The organism is Mycolicibacterium phocaicum, from assembly GCF_010731115.1.
GTDB lineage: Bacteria > Actinomycetota > Actinomycetes > Mycobacteriales > Mycobacteriaceae > Mycobacterium > Mycobacterium phocaicum.
This window is the reverse complement of the sequence record NZ_AP022616.1, coordinates 768,962-789,243: the sequence shown is the minus strand read 5'-3', so window position 1 is coordinate 789,243 and position 20,282 is coordinate 768,962. Positions and strand designations below refer to the sequence as shown.

The following is a 20,282-nucleotide window of genomic DNA, read 5'->3' as shown; positions in this document are numbered from 1 at the left end:
AGTGGCCTCGATCGTCTTCGTCAACCGGGCCGGCCGGGTTTCGGGCGCGGAAGTCGTTCTGCTGCGGCTGATTCAGGCCGCTCTCGAACGCGGTGATCAGGTTCGCGTGATCAGCCCCGTGGGGGTCCTGGCTGACCGGCTGCCCGCGAGCGTCGCGCACAGCGAGATCGACGAACTCGACCTCGGGGGTGCCTCGGGTGTCGCACGGATGATGGCGCTCGGCGCCTTGGCGCGACGTTGGCTCCGCGCCGCGGCGGTGATCCGCCGCACCGTCGGCGCGCACGACGTGGTCATTGTGAATTCCCTGCTCGCGCTACCGGCCGCTCGTTTCGCAAGGTTGCGGCAAGGGGTGTCATGGCTCGTCCACGACACCATCGACGAAGCCAAGCAGCGGGCCATGGTCCGGATCGGCCGGCCGGCCATTCGTCGGGCCGTGGCGGTGTCACCGCCGACGGCTGCGCCCGTGCAGCAGCTCGGGCTCGAGGTGTCGGTCTCCCCGTTGGGCGTGGACATCCCGGGTGTACGCGCACAGCGGCGGGCACGTCCGCAGCCGGTGATCGGCATCATGGGAGTGATCACGCCATGGAAAGGCCACCAGGTGCTGCTCCAGGCACTCACGCAGATACCTGGGGTCCGCTGTGAGGTGGCGGGCAGCGCATTCCACGCCGACGCCGACTATCTCACTGAGCTGCAACACTTTTCGAGCGCAGAACTGGACGGTCGGGTGGACTTCCTCGGTCATGTCGATCCGGTCGCGACGGTGCTGAACTGGGACATCCTGGTCAACGCGAGCACATCGCCGGAGGCCGGCCCGATCGTGGCGCTCGAGGCGATGAGCGTCGGCGTTCCCGTCATCGCGACCGATCACGGCGGCAGCAGTTGGCTGTTGCGCGACGGCGCCGGTGTGCTGGTCCCCGTCGGAGACGCCGATGCGCTGGGTGCGGCCATCTCCGCCGTGCTCGAAAACCCTTCCGGTGTAGCCGAAATGGTCGAGCGGGCGTACGAACGGGTATGTGCCGATCACGACGCGCGGCTGGCGTTTCCGGCAATGCTGGATGCCCTGATGCCGGACGGCCTGCGCCAGGTCAGGCGATGATCGTCGTGCCACCCATCGTGATGCCGCTTGCGCTGTAGCTACCGCTGGGCGTGTTGGTGTAGAAGATCGGCAGCGCGGTCTTGTCGAAACTGATGTTCTTGAAGACGATGCCGCTCATGCTCGAGCCGGTCTCCTGGATCAGGCCGATCTCACGCTGTGCAGTGAGCGGAGTTCCCGACACCGAAATGTTCTCGATGGTCACGCCGGTCACCGGCTGACCCGCATTGCCGGCATAGACGAGGATGGCCCCGTGCACAACGCCTGAGTTGTAGTTCGCGCCGGTCACCGTGCCGCCGTTGACGATCACGTTGGACACACGCATCGTGTCGTAGCTGGGCTCGGAAGCGATGTAGATTCCGGCGCCGTTGGTGTTCGAAACCTTGATGTTGTTATAGGTGATGTTCTGCCCGCCGACGACCGTCACACCGCGACCCCACGTCGTGCCGTTGACGATCGGGTTGTTGATGGTGATGTTGGAGCAGATGGTCCCGTCATGGATGTAGGACACCACCGACACCCCGTCGTCGCCGGTGTTGTTCGTCACCGGGTTGTTGACGACGCCGTCGTGCGCGCCGCCGGTCATCGAAATCCCGTCCGCACGTGAGTTGTTCACCGTGATGCCGGTCAGGTTGAACCAGCCGGCGCCCAGGACGTACACCCCGGCTCCGGCGGCGCCGTTGATGGTGACGTTGCTGACCGTCGCGTAGTCGCCCTCGATCAGCAACTTGTGTTGCTCGTCGGCGTAGTAGCGCGGGCCGGTCAGGTTCGCACCGAGCGTCAGATTGCTCATGGTGACGTGGTCGGCGAGAATCTCGACCGCCGACGTGGCGTCATTCGTGGCCTGGAGCGTCGCGCCATTGCCGTTGATGGTCAGCCCAGAGACGGTGATCTGCAGAACACCCGAGTGGTAGAACGTCTTTGGGGCCAGCGTGAGTGTCGAGCCCGGCTTGAGATTACTGAACACATCCTGGAGCACAGCGGTGCTGTCGCCCGTGATCGGCGTCGCCAGCACCGGCACGGAGACCGTCTCGGACACTTTGGACGAGCCACTACTGGCGAGCACGGTGAAGCTGGAGGTGTTCTGGTTCGCCGAGACGGCGGACAGGTCCCGCGCCAGCTGAGTCGGCGTATAGGTGAAGGAGCCGTCTGCATTCACCGTGACCGTGCCGTAGGTGGGTTGCGATGACACGGTGTACGTGACCGTGCCTGTGCCCTGATTGGTCACGTTGAGTGATCCGGACACGGCGCCCGTGGTGGAATCCGGCGTACCGATGGTCGGCGTGCCCGCGACGAGTGAATTGAGATTCGTCTTGACCGCGGTGACCGGTTTGAGCAGGGTGGTGAGCGACGTCGTGCTCGTATCTCTTGCGGCGGCCGCCATGGGCTGAGCCGTGGTGGCGGTTGACTCGGTTGCGGCAGTGGTGGTTTGGCTCGTGGCGGCGACCGGCTGGCTCTGCAGCTGACTGCTTGCACGTCGCGTCCACGCGGCGATGGTCCACGCGATCGGCGCACCGAGCGGCGCCGAAGGTGCCGCGCCGTGGGTCAACGGGCCGGTAGGCGTGGTAACGCCGGCAGTCGCGGGCAATTGCGCCGCGGGAGTGCTGATGGCGGTCGAAATCAATTCCACCTGTACTGATTTCGGCGGGGTGGCCGCTGCGGCCGGTACGTCCGTGGGCAGTTGCGGTGGCGTCTTCTTGGTCGGTTGCGCGGCAGTGGGATTCTGTTGCGTCTTCCCCTGGGCACGAGACGGTTTGGCGCGCTGAGGTCGCTCGCCGGCCGCCGGACCTTGACCCTTGGGCTTGTTCGTGGGTTTCGAATCTGCCTTCGGCGACGCGGGTTTCGGGTCGTTCTGGTGTGGAGCGGTCGACGTGGCCTCCGGCGCTGCCGCCGCGGTGCCCATGCCGGCGATGGCGGTACCGATGCCCAACGCGACCGCCAATGCGCCGACCCGCCCAACGCACATGGTGATGTCCATTTGCCCGACCTCTCGACGCGTTATCGGGCCGCCGAGCTACGCGGCCGTCATTTGTGGCAACGATGATGACGAGCATTGGCCGCAATGTGTTGCATTTCGGAAATTCGTCCCGGAGGCCGGCGTGAGAGTGGAACCGTTTGCTATTCGCCAGAAATCAGGTCAATTGACGCGGAATGGAACAAACCAGCAGTATGTTGCTGTTCGATACCTTTTGAATTGTTTTGCCACGACGTCAGTTTTGCGTCAGATTTCGACACTCGGCAGAGTAACAGCTGTTACCGCCGAACCGGCTGTCGCGCATCGGAAATGAGGTTTGCCGCACACGGCTCCGGCGACGTCGGTGGGCCTAGATCGAGGTGACGTCGATGTGCTTGCCGTCGTTGGTCCAGTTGGCCACCGTGTAGCTGCCGACCGGCACATTGCTGTAGAACGGCGCCACCGCAGTCGCCGTCAGGTGAATGTTCGACAGGTTGATGCCGCGCATCGCGCGATCTCCGCCATTCGTCTCATCCACAATGGCCACGTTGCGGTTCACTGTGGGGCTCGTCGCGGTGACCGTCACATTCGAGACGGTGACGTCGTGCACGAATCGTCCCGGATTTCCCGAGTACACGAGAATGGCGCCCTGCTCGATATCCTTGTCCCAGTTGGCGCCGCTCACGGTGCCGTCGGTGATGGCGACACGTTCGACGGATCGCGTGAAGAACGGGTTTCCCTCGTTGGCGACGTACAACCCTGCCGAACTGGTATTTGCGACCGAAAAGTGACTGATGTCAACGTTGTTCGCGCCGACCACTGTGATACCCCGGCCCCAACGGGTACTCCCGACGGTGATGTTCTTTTCGGTGATGTCATGGCACGGCGCCGCGTCGTGGTCATATGACACGACCGCGACACCGTCATCGCCGGTTTGATCGGTCTTGATGTTGTCGACCTGACCGAAGGCCGAGCCCCCCGTCATGTGCAAACCGTCGGCGCGGGTTCCGGTGATCGTGATGTCCCGAGCAACGAAATGCGTTGCGCCGCTGAAGTAGATTCCGGCACCGGCCGAGCCGGTCACCCTGACATTGGTGACCGTTGCCCGCTGCCCTTTGACGACGAGTTTATGCTGCTGTTCGCCCATCCAGCGCTTGCCGTCGGACGGCGCGGCGAGCGTCACGTCGGTGATGGTGATGCCGTCGCCGAGGATGTCGACAGCCGACGTCTCGTCGTTGGTCGCAGTCAGCGTGGCGCCGTTGCCGTTGATGGTGACGTCGGGTGTCCGAACCGTGAGGATGCCACGGTGATGGTAGGTCCGAGGCTCGAGGGTCAGGGTCGCGCCCGGTTGGAGCGCATCGAACTGTGCCTGCAGTGCCGCGGTGTCGTCCCGGAGGTCCCCGTCGTCTGCGGCCGACAGCGGTTTGCAGGCGGCGACCATCAGCACGACGGCTCCCAGCGCCGCAACAATTGTCCGACCTCGCACGGGGCGGCCCCTCTCAGATCGACTGCGATTGATGGTGTTTCAGGGGCGCGGGCTGCTTCGGCCAGATTGTCTCGCGCCGGCGAGCCCTGCGTTCGGTCATGAGCACGCCCACGATCACTGCGGCGAGGCCGACCCAGGCGTAGGTGACGCGGCCTTGGACCCAGTACATGTACCGCGGCCACTCGACGAGCCCCGTGAAGAACATCGGATACACCAGGAGGCCGCCCAAGCTGCCTCTGCAGAAGTGGCGGTACAGCAGTCCGGCGACCAAGCCGAGTCCGAAGAAGAACACGAGACCGCCGATCGGGCCGTAATCCACGAATGGGGCTTCGTACCCGCTTGGGTTGTTGAACTCCGGGTTCGCGTACTGCTCGAGGACCCGGTAGTACGGAGAATCCGGATCAAATGTCTTGGGGTAGGGCCGATCGTGACCGCCGAGGCGCTCGTAGAGCCGCAGCTGATAGATACCTTGCACCGACCAGAACGACTCGAGGGTGTCGTAGGGGAGCCGGCCCGGCCAGCTCATGTGATCGATGATGACCGCGCCGTTGTTGATGGCTGTCGCGTAGTAGCCCGCGAGCCGGTTCATCACGAATGTGGGGAACGAATCTTCGCCATGCATCCGGTAGAACATCCACGACCGGAAGTACTCGAAGAAGGCGAATGTGACGATCACGAGGGCAATACCGGCGACGGGGATGGCGCGAGCGATGGTGCGCTGCTTGCGGCCGCGGGTGGAAAGCCAGCCGGCACCGACGACCACCACCGGGACCACGAGCTCGAGGATCGCGAGGCGCTCCGAGTAGATGTACGAGCGTGGCACCGACAGCGCAAGGACGACGAGCAGTTTGATCAGCTCAGCACGGGTGTACTTGTGCGCCAGCAGGATTGCGGATACAACGACCGCGGCGATACCGATCTGGGTGAGGGCGGTGACGCCTGGGATATTGCCGATGGCCGTTTTGGCCGGGGCGTCCCATGGGTGATCGGAGCCGCCGAACAACTCGGCGGGCCCCAGTCCGCTCTTGACGATCAGGACCGCGAATCCCACGTACCCGACGATCGTGAGCGTTGTCAGTACCGTGCTGACGCGCTCGAGGGCAGCGCGGCGCCGCTGGGACAACGCGGGCCAGGCCGCGATCAGATTGTCTCGGGCGGGCATGGCCGCGATGACGATCATGGCGCCGAAAGCGAAGGCGAGGACGCCGCATTCGAACAGCCACAGCATGCTGTCCGTCACGACTTTCGGTTCCTGCCAGTACGTCCGGAACTGCTGATCGTCGACCGATGCGGTCAGCAGGATCGCACTCGACCCGACGGCAAGAGACACCACGGCTGGTGACAGCCATCCCAGCCGGAGTTCGCCACCTGTGGTCGACGCGGCTGCGGCGCGGAGTTTCGTTGCCATCAGCATGCGGCGATCACCGCGATGCTTGCCGGCTGAATCTGGCCGTCACGCGCGGGTCGCCACGACTGAGACGGGAATGTCGCGGTGCGCGACCGAGCGGGCGGCGATGTCGACGTCGCTCGCGGTGTCGAACCCGATCCGAACGGCGACGACGATCTGGTCGGCGGTATCAGCCGCTTCCACCGCGACCGGCGAGCTCCACGTGCCCCCGTCGAGGATCGTCGTCTCGGCACGGCGGGCGCTGTCGCCCTCGGCAAGGTCCTCACTGACGGCCTCGCCGTGCTCGGCTGCGGCGAAGGCGATATGCCGTGCCACGGTCGCGGAACCCGAATCGGCGGACGCCCCGACGACGAGGATGGTGCCGGTGCAGGGGCGGGGGAGTTGCGCATAGATCGTCCGTGCCGCCACCTCGTCCACCTCTCGGCGCGCGAGGCGAAGCACCGGCCGGAGTGCGAGTTTGTCGTCGCCGTCCAACTGGCTGACCGACGTGACGGTGCCGGAACGCGTGCGCCACACCATGGCACCGGCCAGCGCCACGATGCCGCCGAGGAGACCGCCACCGATGGGGCCCAACGCCGGCGAGCTGAGCAGTCCGGTCGCTTCGGCGACGCGGGTCGGCTCGACGGTCTGCACGCCTGGTGTCCGAAGCAGCTCGACCTGAAGTGACGTACGCCGGAAATACAGCTGGACGAGCTCGTCGGTCGGGCGTGTCGCGACCGGTTCGCTGGCCCGCTGAGCCTCTTCGAGCTTGGGGATGACCGCGTTGACGGCGTCGAGGCTGGCCTGATACCGCTGCTGGTTCTGGTCGAACACGTGACCGGTGAAAACGATGACGGCCGCGTCGACGGTCCGGCGAGCTTCGTCTGAATTGCCGGCGGTGGCCGAGAGCGTGACGAGGTTCGACTTACCCGCCTGCGACGCAGAAACGTTGGGCTTCTTGTTCTCCCCGAGTTTCTTGGCGACCGAATCCAGATAGCTGGGAGATGCCAGGTAGGCCAATTCACCCGACATGTAATCGGGCATCGTGTTCAGCAGCGGCTGCGTACCGAGCATTATCTGGTTGGCCTCGATGGGTTCGTCGACCCGAATCGTGGTGCTGGCGGTCACGTCTTTGCTCGGGGCCAGGGCGACTGCGCCGATCAACGCGCCGAGCACGATGCCCACCAGCGTGATCGGCCACAGCGGCGTAACCCACTTCGAAATCGCAGACCTACGTCGCTGTCCCACGTCGGCTCCCTCCAAACCTGTTCGTGTGGCCTAGACAGTAATGAAGGCTGGGCCAGATGGCAAATTTACAGAGATGTTAGCAATCATCGCTGAGGCGCGAGTGATGCCTTGGTCTAGCTGGTCGGCGAGATGACCCCATGATCGCCATAAATAGCCTTCTACATGCTATTTGGCATCAATTGCTCCGACGGATTTGATAGCCGACAACTCCATCACATGGCGTTGCTAGAAGCCACATATTGCGACTACAGCAACACCTCTGAATCAAGCCAGGTCAAGTGATGTGGTCGCGCAGACCGCCACAACCACGGCGGCAGCGTGGCATTCGGCGTGGGTCAGCGACAGCGAGATCTGCCGCCATTGCTGCTCGGCCGCCAGCACTGCGGCCGAGCCACTCAACCGGAGGGTGACGAGCGGTTTCGCCGTCACCACTTCGATCTCGCGGGGCACGAAGGCGGCATCTGGGCGTGAAAATGCCTTGATAGCGGCCTCTTTAGCGGCGAATCGGGCCGCGAGTCGAGAAAGCCGGCTCGGTCCGGCACATGCGGCCAGCTCGTCGTCGGTATAGATCTTGGCGAGGAACCGCGCGCCGAACGTCGACACGGAGTGTTCGATCTCGTCGAGACTCACCACATCGCAACCGACCCGGACGTGGTGACCCGGAACCTGCACCTCAGGAACGATCACACCGATCTCCGTATCGGAATCGACGCGCGCAGATCGATCGACCCGACTGTTCCGGTCGGCGACTCACCGCCGCTCTGCCGGGTCACCATGATCTGACGCGGTAGTCGTGCGGCCACGTGGAAATAGTTGTCGCTGACCCGCCAACCAGAAATCTCGATTTCGATGTACCGCAACGCGACCTCGGACACTAACTCGAGCACCCATATGCCTTCCGATACCGGGGATGCCGTCGCGGTCAGCAGTGAAGCTGCTTGCCTGCCTGCAGGATTCACGACCAGCACGTCGTACACGGTCGGTCTGCCGTCGAAGGTGACCCGGGCCTGGACGGCATCCGCTGTCGGCGGGCCGAATTGATAGGCCTGTGACAGATCTCGGAATTGTCCTGACAGCTCGGTATCGACGAATGCGGTCGACGAGGCCGGGGGCACCGTGATCGGTCGAGTGGCGTCCACCGCAACGCCCACGGAATTCGTTGCCGTCAAGGTCAATTCACCACGCAGCTCCGCGTCGGTGTCGTTGTACACGTCGATTCTGACGCCGGCGAGGCCCTCGTCCGAGAGCAAGACCGCTACCGGAGCCCAGGTCCTGGCCAGCACAGCCAGTGCCGGTTTCGCCGCGCCGTCGGAGTCCAGAAGTCCCCACCCGGCGCCGGCCACTGTGTCCCGGCCGGACAGCACAAGGGCCCCGCCACAGCCTGAGTCGGCTCGCCGCCAGTAGGCGAAGCATTCGCGCATCGCGGTGGCCACGGCAAGGCGCCCGAGCTGCAGATACCGTTCGGGTTCCGTGCGCCGGACGGCGAGCAGGACTTCACCGAACACCTCGTGCGCGTAGAAGTCGCGGACGTCCTCGAAGTCCCAGGAGGAGCCGCGGTCCCGTGGCACGCCGGCCTTCCAATCGGGATGATGACCGGCCATCGCGGCGGAGCCGAAATGACGTTCGACGTAGTCGGACACCGGGGGATTGGAGAACGCCAGGCTCTCGGCAGCGAACCGGATTCCGGCGCTCCGCACGTCGGCGATTGGTCGTAGGTAGCCACCGACGCCGAACCAGTGCGCTATGCCGGTGTCCGGGCGGATCGCGAGATCGGCGGTACCGGGTGGGGCCGACGGTGAGGCCCGGACGTAGTGGGCATCAGAGTGTTCCGCGACAGCGGCACCAAGTACTGATTCCAGGACCTCAATCACCGACTCGTCGTGGCTGAGTCCGAGCATCTCGGGCTGTTGCAGCGTCTCGCTGCCTCCGCTGACCACCGCCAGCACTGGGTTTCCCGACACTCCTTGCAGGACCGAGATGAGTTCTCTTGCGATCAACTCGCTCTGCTCGACCGGGGGATCGAACGTCGCCAGCATGGCGTCCTGCCACACCAGCAGGCCCGCCTCGGCGCAGGCCTCCCAGAACTCGGCCTGCTCGAAGAGCAAGCCACCCACCACTCGCACCATCGTGGCACCGGCGGCCGCGAAAGTCCTTACCTGATCGCGAATCTGATCGGGATCGGCGAATGCCCGGATGGGGTCCGGGGGAGACCACGTCACGCCCCGGCAGAAGATCGCAGTGCCGTTCACGCTGATCCGAAATCCGTCCGCTGCGACCGACAGTGTCCGAAATCCGACGGGCCGGTCGGCGACTTCCACGCCATCGGCCTCAAGGCGTACCCGGTACACGTGTTGCGGTCCATAGCCGTTGGGCCACCAGAGCAGCGGAGACGGAACGGCGACGTCGAACCGGAAGCCACGTTGGGTCGGTGCGGTGGTGTCGTCGGCTATCTGTCGGCCGGCCGGATCCACCACGGTGAGCCGGATCGTGCGCGCACCGCTGGTTCCCGCAACTGTGATGACGTTTCCGTCGACCTTGGTGACGACATCGGTCCGGGTCTGCGCGGTGACAGCAGTCACCGGACGCCAGATGCCAACGGGCGCCGGAAGATTCCCATACACGGGGGCGCGGCCGATGAGCGTCGTTCGAGCCCACCGCAGGCCCGGTGCACCGACCAGCGTGGAGCGCCAACGTCCTCTTGGCCTTCGCGTCTTGAGCCAATGATTCAGCGACGCGAAGCGAATCACCAGCTCGTGATCACCGGCATCGCATTCGATGCGCAACGGCAGAAACATCGATTCACAGTCGGCCACCGGCGACCCATCGAGAAAGACCGTGGCGGGGAAGGTCAGTCCTTCGAATTCGATACTGGTCGCGTGTTCCGTGGTCAACGTGGTCCGGTACCACCAGTCGTGGTCGTCGGGGTTGCCGACGAACGCGGTCGCCACCGTCGCCGGGATGTCCAGGGTCCGTGCGGCAGCCCAATCGTCAGTCAGCTCCGCGGGTCCCGCAACGGAGCCGGGGTCCCGGCGCAACACCTGCCAACGTGCCGGCATCGCCTCAGCCCACCGCGTCGGCGATGACGTCGAGCGCGTCCTGCCAGTCGGTGGCCATGGCGGAAAGCGCGGCGGACACATCGACTTTCCGCCCGCTCACCGCGCGCGCCATCTTGAACTGCACTGCCTTCGCCGCCGCCGCGACGTTACGCAGTAACACTGCTGCGGCGGCCGCACCCGAGAACTCGGCATCGAGGTGTTCGGCCAGATCGGCCAGCAGTTCAGCCGACGCCCCGCACTGACGCAGCGAACCGAAGGCCCACAAGTGGAAGCGGGCCATCCCCGCCTCAGGCAGCCAGGTCCCGGCCTCCTCGACGCAGGTTGCCAGACGATCGATCGGATTTCCGCTCGGGCGACGTGAAAGATGCTCGCGCACAATGATTGCTAGGGCACCAGGCTGTGCACGGGCCGGGAAGAGACGGACGACTTCGATGTACGGCGGGAGCAGCGGTGCCGACGCGGCAGTCAGCCCGAACACGCCGTCGAAGTCTTCGCCGTCGAGCGCGAACAACCCCGCGTTGTGCAGGTAGCGCATCTGCCTTGCGTTCCGGTCGACGTTCAGGGGCGTGATCGTGGTCTTGACGTGCTCATTGCGATAGGCGGTTCCCGCGGTGTCGGGCAGCCACCAGCTGTCGACTTCCACGGTGTGCAGCACGCCGCGCCGCGGCCCCGTCTCCACCAATTCGAGCACCGGAAGCCACGAATTCTCTTCGGTTACCTCGATGCCGTACAGCCGACGCAGGTCTTCCGGTTGCTGCTTGCCGAAGGTCCAGCTGAGCCCGTCATGGTCAACCGAAAGCAGCGACGCGAAGCTCGGAACAGGGTCCAGCCCAAGACAATTCAGAATCTCGATCCACAGGTCGAGATAGCAGTTCGTCTCGACCCAGAGCCGGTCGGCGTGGTGCGTGAAATGCGGTTCGTAACCGTCGGGCCTGGCGTCGATCTGCAGGGCAGCGGCAGCTTGCGGCACCATGGCGCGACTCATGAGCCCTACTTGGCGAGATTCGAGACGACCGCCTGGATGTTCCGTATCGAGGCAAAGGTGGACTTCTTGAGGGCTTCATCGGGAAATTCGATGTCGAACTCGTCTTCGAGCGCCAGCATCACATTCACCGAAGCGTGGGAGGTCAGGCCCAATTCATAGAGGTCGGCGTCGTCGGCCACCCCGATCGGGTCGACGGCCATCCGGCCGTGCGCAGCCAAAACGCGTTCGATGGTTTCCCGCATACCCGTATCATACAGAGTATTCGCCGCTGATAGTTCGCTGTATTCATCACAGCTAACTACAATTCTGCGAGGAACCGAAGGTCGGTTCATCGCCCGAGGGGGTCTCATGCCCGATCTTGACGGTGCGGTCACGCGCACCGCGTCGACCATTCCCGGGCTCGTCGACGCCGTGCGCGTCGCCGCTGGCGCCGCAGATGAGGTCGACCAGCAGGCGCGGTTCCCGCACGAAGCCGTCGACGCACTCAAACAGGCACAATTACTTTCGTGCGGTCTTCCAGCCGAACTCGGTGGTCAGGGGTTCCGCATCGCCGAACTGTCGGTGATCGCCCGGGCGCTGGGTACCGCGTGCAGCGCCGCGGGCATGGTCTTCGCCATGCACCAGACGCAGGCCCTGGTCCTTGCGAAGTACGCCCGTAGCGGCCCCGCCGCGGAAGTGGCAAGAAGCATCGCAGCAAATCAGTTGCTCATTGCGTCAGCAACAACTGAGAGCACAACTGGTGGTGATCTCGGCTCGTCGACGTGTGCGATCGTCAGCGAAGGCGACGAAGTTCTCCTGGAAAAGAACGCGCCGGTGATCTCGTATGCCGAGCAGGCCGACTACATCGGCGCCACCGCCAGGCGTCACCCGGATGCAGCCAAGAACGATCAAGTCCTGCTGTTGTGTCCGGCGGGCGACACCGATCTCAAGCGCACCAGCACCTGGGACACCATGGGCTTTCGTGGCACGTGCAGTCCCGGCTATCTGTTGTCGACGCGGACTTCGGCCGCCAACCTGATTCCGGCCGACTACGCGAGCATCCTGGCGACCACGATGCTGCCCGCGTCACACACCCTGTGGGCGTCGGTGTGGTTGGGAATCGCCGACGCGGCATACGCCAAAGCCCGCACGGTCGTTCGACAAGCCGCGCGCAAGGCGCCGGACAAGACCGTCCCGCAAGCGTCGGTGCTGGCTGATCTGACCGTGACGCACCAGCGCTTCGAATCGATGGTGCTACACGAGGTTCTGCGCTATCAGTCCTTGGCCGAGTCCGGTGCCGATGAAGCGACCATCAGCTTCACCGTCGCCATGAACAATCTCAAGATCGCCGCATCGACTGCGGTGATCGATGTGGTGACCGAGGCGTTGAAGATCGTCGGCCTCAATGGTTACCGCGAGGACCACGCGCTGACCATGGGACGTCTCCTACGGGACGCATTCGGTCCACAGCTGATGGTCTCGAACGAACGTATTCGAGTAAACAACGCCAATCTCGTGTTGGCCTACCGGGGGTGAGAGCATTGACGACAGCTGGCGAGCCGCTCGAATTGGCGCGCAAAGAATTTCGCGATGAGCTGGTCGATGTCGGCCACTTGGTGCCGTTGGGCATCGACGGACTCTACGGCCGCGGCGGTGATTTCGAGAAGATCATCGACGGCATCGATGTCGCGGTGCGTCGGAAGGGCGCCGAGGTGCACGGCGACGCGGCTGCGGTCTTGCGTTTTCCTCCGTTGTACCCGCGCGAAGCGTTCGAGAAGACCGACTACATCGCGTCGTTCCCGAATCTGACAGGCGCCATCTCGACATTCACCGGAGGCAACCCCGAGCATCGCGCGCTGCTGGCGGATCGTGACGCCGGACTGTCGTGGGATGGCCACCTGAACCCTGCTGGGACCATGCTGGTTTCGGCCGCGTGCCATCCCAGCTACGGCACGCTCGCCAAGATCCTTCCCGAAGGCGGGGCGCTGATGGATATCTACGGCTATTGCTTCCGGCATGAGCCTGCGATCGACCCAGCGCGTATGCAAGCCTTCCGAATGCACGAGTATGTGCGCGTCGGCTCACCCGAACAAGCTGAGAGACATCGCGACTCGTGGGTGGACCACGGCATGGAGGTACTCACCGCCCTCGGCCTGGACGCCCGGCCCGCGCCTGCCAATGATCCGTTCTTCGGCAGAGCGGGCCGAATGCTGGCGGCCAACCAGCGGGACGAGAATCTCAAGACGGAGCTGTTGGTGCGGCTCTACGACGACCTCGATGACGGTACTGCCGTGGTGTCGGCCAACTGCCATCGGGATCATTTTGGTGAGACGTTTGGGCTGTCGACCGCTGACGGGGCCGTGGCGCACAGCGCCTGCGTTGGGTTTGGCATGGAACGAATCGCCCTTGCCCTGCTCAAAACCCATGGCCTAAAGCCTGATTCATGGCCGAGCGCGGTTCGCGAAGCGCTCGGGTGGTAGTTCAGGAGATGAAGCGCATGACGTCGGACCCGGCGACGTCATGCCGCTTCGCCTGTCGGCAGCCCAGGGCGACGCCGATTGCGACGACCATCAGCATCGCCACGGACCCGGGGACCGCGGCCGCATTGACCAAGTTGCCGCGCAGTGCGACCGGACTGTCCGAATCCGGCCCTATCACCAGCGGCAACCGGGCAAGGTCAGCGATTGAACTTCTGATGCTGACCCTGTTCGTCGGTGCCGAAAGTTGTGGCGCATCCGGTCGTTCGTCAGACGGTGTTGCATCCCAGCGCAATTCGTGCGCTACGGTCGGCGATAGAGTCGTGGCGGCATGGCCACTCACCTGCACCCGGTGGGGTTTCTCGGGTGAGTCGATTGGAAGCCGCGACGCGCGCCGGGTAGCTTCGGTGGACGTACTCGGCCGCCGACCGGAGGCTGTCCGTTGGCGGGGAACTGCGCGGCTACCGGTCGATGATTCCTGGCCCGCCGGTGCACGGCCCGGGCGGGCAGACATTTCCGAGTCACTCGGCTCGGCCGCTTTCGCCGCCGGCCGCTCGGCCTCGAAGTCCGCGCCGCCTGGTGTGCGCCGGACCGTCTTCCCAGGGGCCTGAGCCGGCGCAGCGGGCACGTCACCGACGCTCGGTGATGAAGGTAAGCCCTTGGGGGACTTGGCCGATGTGTGCCCGAAACGCGCTACACGGCCGTCTGCTCCTGCGGATGCCCCCGGCCGCGAGTCAACCGGCGACGTCGGTGACGGGTCCGCCATGGCTGGTGGGCAGCAGGCCACCGCACCAGCCATGGTCATGATCGCCAGCCACAGCGCCGCATCGTGCCGACTCGATCCCGTCATTCTGCCGCGCATCTCCTGGCATGCCTGAACCTCGAGCGACGTTGATCGGGGGCGGTCTCGCTCGAGGTCCAGGAGTTTCGTGGGCAAGTCGCCACGGTTGTCAGTAGGCGCCGCTGCCGGTGAGGACGGTGCGGACGGTTTTGGCGATGATGAGGATGTCTTGGAGGAGAGACCAGTTTTCGACGTACGAAAGGTCCAGGCGCACAGCGTCTTCCACCGCGAGGTCGGAGCGTCCGCTGATTTGCCAGAGGCCGGTGAGGCCGGGTTTGACGGTGAGGCGTCGGCTGACGAGGTCGTCGTAGGTGTCGACTTCGCGGCGCACTTGGGGTCGAGGGCCGACAACGCTCATATGTCCGGTGAGGACGTTGAAGAACTGGGGGAGTTCGTCGATGGAGTACTTGCGGATGATCTTGCCGATGGGGGTGACGCGCGGGTCGTCCTTCATCTTGAAGAACATCGCGCCTCCTCCGCTGGCGGCGATCATGTCGGCTTGGCGGGCATCAGCGTCTTGGTACATGCTGCGGAACTTGGTCATCTTGAACGGGATGCCGTCCAGGCCGATGCGCTCCGCCTTGTAGAAGATCGGGCCTGCGCTGGTGAGCTTGACGGCCAGGGCGGTGACGAGCATGAGCGGGGCAACCGCCAGTAGCGCCGCACCGGCGAAGGCGATGTCGAAGGTGCGCTTGATGAGTGAATTTGCGCGGCTGTATTGGGGTTTGGTGATCTCGAAGACCGCCATGCCGGCGACGGGGCGGCTGGTGAGGCGTTGGTCGGCGATGTCGATGAGGCCGGGGGCAACCATGAGGTCGATACCGTGGGTTTCCAGTTCCCACATGAGTCGGCGGATCTCGGTGGGGCTGAGATGGTGAGTGGCAGCCAGGGCGACAGTGTCGGCGTTGGTGCGATGAACGGCGGCGAGGATGGCTTCGTCGGTGCCGACGATCGGGATGTCGCGGCCGGCGATGGTGATGACTTCCTTGGCGTGCGTGGGTCCCATGGGGGTGCAGAACCCGGCGACGTGGTAACCGGCCCAGGGGTCTTTGGCGAACTCGGTGGCGATGTCTGCGGCAGCACTGGTAGCACCGACGACCAGGAGGCGGCTTTGGTTGTAGCCCAGGCGGCGCTTGCTCGCGTGGAATTTGCGCCAGATCCAGCGGGTGGTGATCAGACCGACCAGGCCCGTCGGTAGAGCGATGGCGAGATAGCCGCGCGAGATGTTCAGGTGGAACAGCGTCGAGGCGATGGCGATGAGGCCGAACAGCTGCAACGTGGCCGCGGCGAGGGTGACGTACTCATCGAAGCCTCGGCCGACGACCTTGGCCGAGCGGCTGCCCAGTGATAGGAAGCCCATCCACGCCACCGCGATGACAGCCGATACGGCCAGATACCGGACATGCGGACCGTTGTCGAGGGACACGTAGACAGGGTGGCCACCGGTGGTGGCGAACCGGAAAATTTGCCCCAGGATGACGGAAGAGCAAATAACTAGAGCATCGCTGAAAATGAGCTTGCGTGCATATTTTGCGTGACGCTGCTCACGCATTGACCTTCCCCGGTTGCTGATTGTGGTAGCAGCTGGTAGCTGCAGCGCAAGCTCGCTTGCAGCGGGGAATTGGCCGGTGGTGGACTCGTTTGAACTGTTTACCTGCGGGTTTCCAACTGTAGGTGTCGACATGGCTACCGGGGCGCTCTCTGCTGGGCGGGACTCACTCGGTTGGTTCGACCCCAGGCTGCTCGCAGGGTTCACCTGCCGATTTGGGATCAGCGCGGTGACCGGCGGTGGTCTCGCGCGACGTGCTACTTGTTAACGAACGCGATTTTTAGCAAATTTATACCGAAGGCTTGGAATCGGCAAGTAGGACACCTAACGAACGCGTGCTACGGCCATCACGCTTGAAGCCCGACTCCTGCGAGGTCGGCGGTTCTGACTGGTCAGGAGTTCATGGAACGGGCGAAGCCGACACACGGATTCCGGGACCATCGCAGACGGCCCAGGACGTGGAGTGTCGGCGAAGCGACCCGAGTCAGGAAATACGGACGATCTCGAGGGGGACCGTACGCGTCAGAGTGAAACCCATCGCCTTGTAGAGCCTCTGAGCCGGGTTGTCGCTCGATGTATGGAGGAACGGAGTTTCGTCGCGCTCGCGGATACCGTGGGCGATTGCGCGGATCAGGCGGGACGCCAGGCCCTGTCCGCGGGCTTCGGGGGCGGTGCACACTGCGCTGATTTCCGTGAATCCGGTCGGTCGCATCCGCTCGCCGGCCATCGCGACGAGCGAACCATCGGCGGCGCGGATACCCAGATAGGTTCCGAGTTCGATGGTCCGGGGGAGGAACGGTCCCGGTTTGGTCCGCTCGACCAGGGCGGTCATCTCGGGCACGTCGGCCGGCGTCAGAGGTATCGCCGCCGGATCGGGAGCAGCTTCGATTTCGCTGCCCTCATATTGGACCAAACCGAACGTCTCGACGACGGACCAGCCCGCGGGCAGCGCGGTGGCGCGGTCGCGAAGGACCGCGATCCCGGTGTCGCCGGCCAGGCGGGCGACGTGGATGTAGTCCTCGGCGGTCAGTTCGCGTGGGTGACCATAGAACACCGAAACGTCCGCGCGGTATCGCTGGATCCGTCCGCTGACTTCACGGAACCGGCTGTGTGGGCCGTCGAGCGCGGCGTTGAAGGGGTCGGCGAGCACATCGGTCACGCCTCGATCATCCCAGATGTCCGTTCTCATTGAATCTGGGGCACATTTACTAGTCTGACCTGCATTGCCCCAGATTGGATGAGAATTTCGATCGCGACGTTTCTCATTGAATCTGGGGCAACCCTGCTTCCGCGCCCGGCTGCGAGCGCAGCAGGGTAGCCGGAATGGTCTCCTGTCGATTCCGTTGGCTCGGGTACGTCTTCGGTATAACTACTGTGATCGTGTCTCTCGTGACACACGATCATGATTCTGTGGTGCGCTCGCTCGTGTTGGTAGTTCGGGTGCCGGCTGCGGCCTTTGAGCACCTTGGCCACCGCCCGTTTTAGATTGTCATAGCGGATACGGGCCGGGACATCACCAAAGTGGTTGAACGCCAACACATGCCGATGCAGGAGCGCCTCCTGGCCCTGAGTGGTGAAGTTGCTCCGAGCTAGAGGGCGAACGCTCCGCCTTTGATGAGGATGAGGGCCCCGATTGTGATCAGTGCAACGGGCAGAACGATGTGGCCCCAGCGTGAGAGTGCTTTGGCGATGATCGGGTGGGAGGCGAAATATCGGCCGGCCGCGCACCAGATGGCCACACCGATGAGGAACACGATGATGTAAACACCGATGGTGGCGATCGTTGAGACGGCGAAGATCGGAACGTACACGCCGATGTTGTCGCCGCCGTTGGCGAAGGTGATGACTGCGACCTGCCAGGTGCCAGGCGTCAACAGTGTTGCGGGATCATCGGTCGGCGCCGGTTGGGTGCGGCGATCCCGCCAGGCCAGCCATGCCGCCCGCAGCCCCAACACGATGGGCAGCAGCCCGAAGTACGGCAGTGCGGCTGGAGGAAGCAGCGTGGCACCCAGGAGTGCGCCGCCGACCGAAACTGCCAAGATGGCGGTGAAGCCGAGGTACTGACCGGCGGTCACTCGGATGGCTGCGCCACGATGACCGGGCGCCTGGCCGAACATCACCGCGAGGACCACGATGTCGTCGATATTGGTGATGGCGAAGGTGGCGATCGCCTGAACGAGTGTGGCTGGGCTCAGCACGGCCAATGCGACCAGCTTCGAGTGAAATCCCACCGCATCGGGTGAGCCTACTGCTCAGCAGGCCCCGCGCTCCCGCGCACCAACGACCTCCAGTGGGGCGGAAATTCATGACGACTGCCGGGGTCAACGGACTTGACGAAATACATGCCTCCGGTGCCACGGAGGTGGCTCCTAGAGGTATCGACATACGTCATCGGCGCTGCATGATTCCGGGTCGACGCTTTCGGCGCCCTGCCGCAGCCGGGCGATGGTCTCGCGCAGTGCCACCAGTGCGCTGATCTGCTCGTCGAGGTCGGTCAGTCGGATGTCGAGCAGGTCGCGCACGTGCGTGCACGGCGCGTGGCCGCTGTCACGGATGTCGAGGATCTGCCGAATCTGGGCGAGGCTGAACCCGGCGGCCTGTCCCCGTCGGATGAAGCCGACCCGGGCGATCGTGTCGGCGGCATAGTCGCGATACCCCGCCGGGGAACGTTCGGCGGGCGGGAGCAGGCCTTCGTCTTCGTAGTAGCGCAGCGTCGCGGTGGTGGCCCCGGTCGCCTCGGCGAGCTTCCCGATTCTCACGATGTCTCCTCAGAACACTTGACCTTCAAGCCTACTTGAAGGTCAAGGATGGGTGCATGAGTCAGGGATTGGACCTCGCGGTCATCGGTTCCGGCGGCGCGGCGATGGCCGCGGCGATCCGCGCTACCGCGCTCGGCAAGTCCGTCGTCATGATCGAGCGCGGCATCTTCGGTGGCACGTGTGTCAACACCGGCTGCGTGCCGTCAAAGGCCCTGATCGCAGCGGCCGAGGCCCGGCATACCGCAGCCGACACTGCCCGGTTCCCGGGGATCGCCACCACGGCCGGCCCGGTGGACATGGCGGCCCTGATCGCCGGCACGCACGATCTGGTGGAGTCGCTGCGCTCAGAGAAGTACCTCAACGTGGCCGAATCGTATGGCTGGCAGCGCATTCAGGGCCAAGCGCGGTTCGCCGGAACCCCGGACGCGCCCGTCATCGAGGTCGGCGATGCCACCATCGAGGCCGAGCACTACCTGATCGCCACCGGCGCGAACCCAGTCATCCCGCCCGCATTCGAGGGCGTCGCCTACCTGACCTCGACCACCGCGATGGAAGTCACCGAGGTCCCGGAGTCGCTGCTGGTGATCGGCGGCGGCTACGTCGCGTTGGAGCAGGCGCAACTGTTCGCCCGGCTCGGGTCAACGGTGACGGTGCTGGTCCGCTCCACGCTGGCATCGAAGGAAGAGCCGGAAGTCGGCATGGCGCTGCTGGAGGTGTTCGCCGACGACGGCATCCGGGTGGTGCGCCGCGCCACGGTGAGCGAGGTCGAGCAGGCCGACGATCAGGTCACGGTCACCGCGACCATCACCGGCGGAACGCAGCAGTTCCGTGCCGCGAAAGTCCTCGTCGCCACCGGCCGCCGTCCGAACACCGACGGCCTGAATCTCGAAGCGGTGCAGGTCAAAACCGGCGAGAACAACGAGGTCGTGGTGAGCGACGGGCTGCAGTCGTCGAACCCACGGATCTGGGCGGCCGGCGACGTGACCGGGCACCGCGAGTTCGTCTACGTCGCCGCCCATCACGGCGCGATGGTCGCCGACAACATCTTCACCGACGCCGGCCGCAGGGTCGACTACCGCCATCTGCCCCGCGTGACGTTCACCAGCCCCGCGGTCGGTGCGGCCGGGACGACCGAGGCCGAGCTCCTCGCCGCCGGGACACGGTGCGACTGCCGGGTGCTGCCGCTAAAACATGTGCCGCGTGCGGTGGTCAACCGAGACACCCGCGGTTTCATCAAACTCGTCGCCGACGCCGGCACCGGCCGCATCCACGGCATCACCGCCGTCGCCAAGGATGCTGGCGAGATCGCCGCCGCCGCGGTCTACATCCTCGACGCCGCGATGACCGTCGACCAGGTCGCCGGGTCCTGGGCCCCGTATCTGACCATGGCCGAAGGCATCAAAATCGCCGCCCAGTCCTTCAGCGCCGATATGTCCCGACTGTCCTGCTGCGCATCCTGACGCATGGC

At 64.7% G+C, this 20,282-nt stretch carries 17 protein-coding genes; 4 read left to right on the top strand and 13 right to left on the bottom strand.

The window, feature by feature from the left end; all coding sequences use genetic code 11:
* Position 1 precedes the first annotated feature (1 nt).
* Positions 2–1,096, top strand: coding sequence for a glycosyltransferase family 4 protein (locus G6N46_RS03855; protein WP_061001044.1), 1,095 nt, complete (start codon positions 2–4; stop codon positions 1,094–1,096).
* On the opposite strand, the gene G6N46_RS03850 is transcribed toward G6N46_RS03855, so the two are convergent.
* From G6N46_RS03850 to G6N46_RS03815, 8 genes are all read right to left on the bottom strand, one after another.
* Positions 1,086–3,071 carry a right-handed parallel beta-helix repeat-containing protein gene (locus G6N46_RS03850; protein WP_138249298.1) on the bottom strand — a complete coding sequence of 662 codons (1,986 nt, stop codon included), beginning with the start codon at positions 3,069–3,071 and terminating at the stop codon, positions 1,086–1,088. The two genes, G6N46_RS03855 and G6N46_RS03850, sit on opposite strands and share 11 nt — an antisense overlap.
* Positions 3,072–3,417: 346 nt before the next feature.
* Positions 3,418–4,533, bottom strand: coding sequence for a right-handed parallel beta-helix repeat-containing protein (locus G6N46_RS03845; RefSeq protein ID WP_110783730.1), 1,116 nt, complete (start codon positions 4,531–4,533; stop codon positions 3,418–3,420).
* 13 nt (positions 4,534–4,546) lie between these two features.
* Entirely contained in the window at positions 4,547–5,947 is a 1,401-nt protein-coding gene (locus G6N46_RS03840; RefSeq protein WP_061010248.1) for an O-antigen polymerase, read from the bottom strand.
* Between the two features lie 39 nt (positions 5,948–5,986).
* Entirely contained in the window at positions 5,987–7,168 is a 1,182-nt protein-coding gene (locus G6N46_RS03835) for a GumC domain-containing protein (protein ID WP_138249299.1), read from the bottom strand.
* A gap of 264 nt (positions 7,169–7,432) precedes the next feature.
* Positions 7,433–7,855 (bottom strand): phosphopantetheine--protein transferase domain-containing protein, encoded by a 423-nt coding sequence (locus tag G6N46_RS03830; RefSeq protein ID WP_061001258.1) that lies wholly within the window; start codon positions 7,853–7,855, stop codon positions 7,433–7,435.
* Entirely contained in the window at positions 7,852–10,224 is a 2,373-nt protein-coding gene (locus G6N46_RS03825) for a glycosyl hydrolase 2 galactose-binding domain-containing protein (RefSeq protein WP_138249300.1), read from the bottom strand. The genes G6N46_RS03830 and G6N46_RS03825 overlap by 4 nt, the downstream gene beginning before the upstream one ends.
* 4 nt (positions 10,225–10,228) lie before the next feature.
* Entirely contained in the window at positions 10,229–11,209 is a 981-nt protein-coding gene (locus G6N46_RS03820; RefSeq protein WP_234880659.1) for a DUF1839 family protein, read from the bottom strand.
* Between the two features lie 5 nt (positions 11,210–11,214).
* Positions 11,215–11,451 carry an acyl carrier protein gene (locus G6N46_RS03815; protein ID WP_029104977.1) on the bottom strand — a complete coding sequence of 79 codons (237 nt, stop codon included), beginning with the start codon at positions 11,449–11,451 and terminating at the stop codon, positions 11,215–11,217.
* Between the two features lie 106 nt (positions 11,452–11,557).
* Here G6N46_RS03815 and G6N46_RS03810 point away from each other — a divergent pair, with 106 nt between their 5' ends.
* Together G6N46_RS03810 and G6N46_RS03805 are read left to right on the top strand one after the other, a co-directional pair.
* On the top strand, positions 11,558–12,724 hold the full coding sequence (locus G6N46_RS03810) for an acyl-CoA dehydrogenase family protein (RefSeq protein WP_061001261.1): 1,167 nt from the start codon (positions 11,558–11,560) through the stop codon (positions 12,722–12,724).
* A gap of 5 nt (positions 12,725–12,729) precedes the next feature.
* Positions 12,730–13,668 (top strand): amino acid--[acyl-carrier-protein] ligase, encoded by a 939-nt coding sequence (locus G6N46_RS03805; protein WP_061001262.1) that lies wholly within the window; start codon positions 12,730–12,732, stop codon positions 13,666–13,668.
* 1 nt (position 13,669) lies between these two features.
* On the opposite strand, the gene G6N46_RS03800 is transcribed toward G6N46_RS03805, so the two are convergent.
* From G6N46_RS03800 to G6N46_RS03780, 5 genes are all read right to left on the bottom strand, one after another.
* The gene (locus G6N46_RS03800) at positions 13,670–13,846 is read right to left on the bottom strand and encodes a hypothetical protein (protein ID WP_163692581.1); all 177 of its coding nucleotides are present in this window, start codon (positions 13,844–13,846) and stop codon (positions 13,670–13,672) included.
* Between the two features lie 769 nt (positions 13,847–14,615).
* Entirely contained in the window at positions 14,616–16,190 is a 1,575-nt protein-coding gene (locus tag G6N46_RS03795; protein WP_235688628.1) for a sugar transferase, read from the bottom strand.
* 349 nt (positions 16,191–16,539) lie between these two features.
* Entirely contained in the window at positions 16,540–17,214 is a 675-nt protein-coding gene (locus G6N46_RS03790; RefSeq protein ID WP_138249302.1) for a GNAT family N-acetyltransferase, read from the bottom strand.
* Between the two features lie 430 nt (positions 17,215–17,644).
* A complete protein-coding gene (locus G6N46_RS03785) occupies positions 17,645–18,286 on the bottom strand; it encodes a cadmium resistance transporter (RefSeq protein WP_079481877.1) in 642 nt (213 codons plus the stop codon).
* Positions 18,287–18,424: 138 nt separating this feature from the next.
* Positions 18,425–18,814, bottom strand: coding sequence for a heavy metal-responsive transcriptional regulator (locus tag G6N46_RS03780; protein WP_005148625.1), 390 nt, complete (start codon positions 18,812–18,814; stop codon positions 18,425–18,427).
* 56 nt (positions 18,815–18,870) lie between these two features.
* Here G6N46_RS03780 and merA point away from each other — a divergent pair, with 56 nt between their 5' ends.
* Positions 18,871–20,274, top strand: a complete 1,404-nt coding sequence (gene merA, locus G6N46_RS03775; protein WP_005148655.1) for a mercury(II) reductase — start codon at positions 18,871–18,873, stop codon at positions 20,272–20,274.
* Positions 20,275–20,282: the final 8 nt, after the last annotated feature.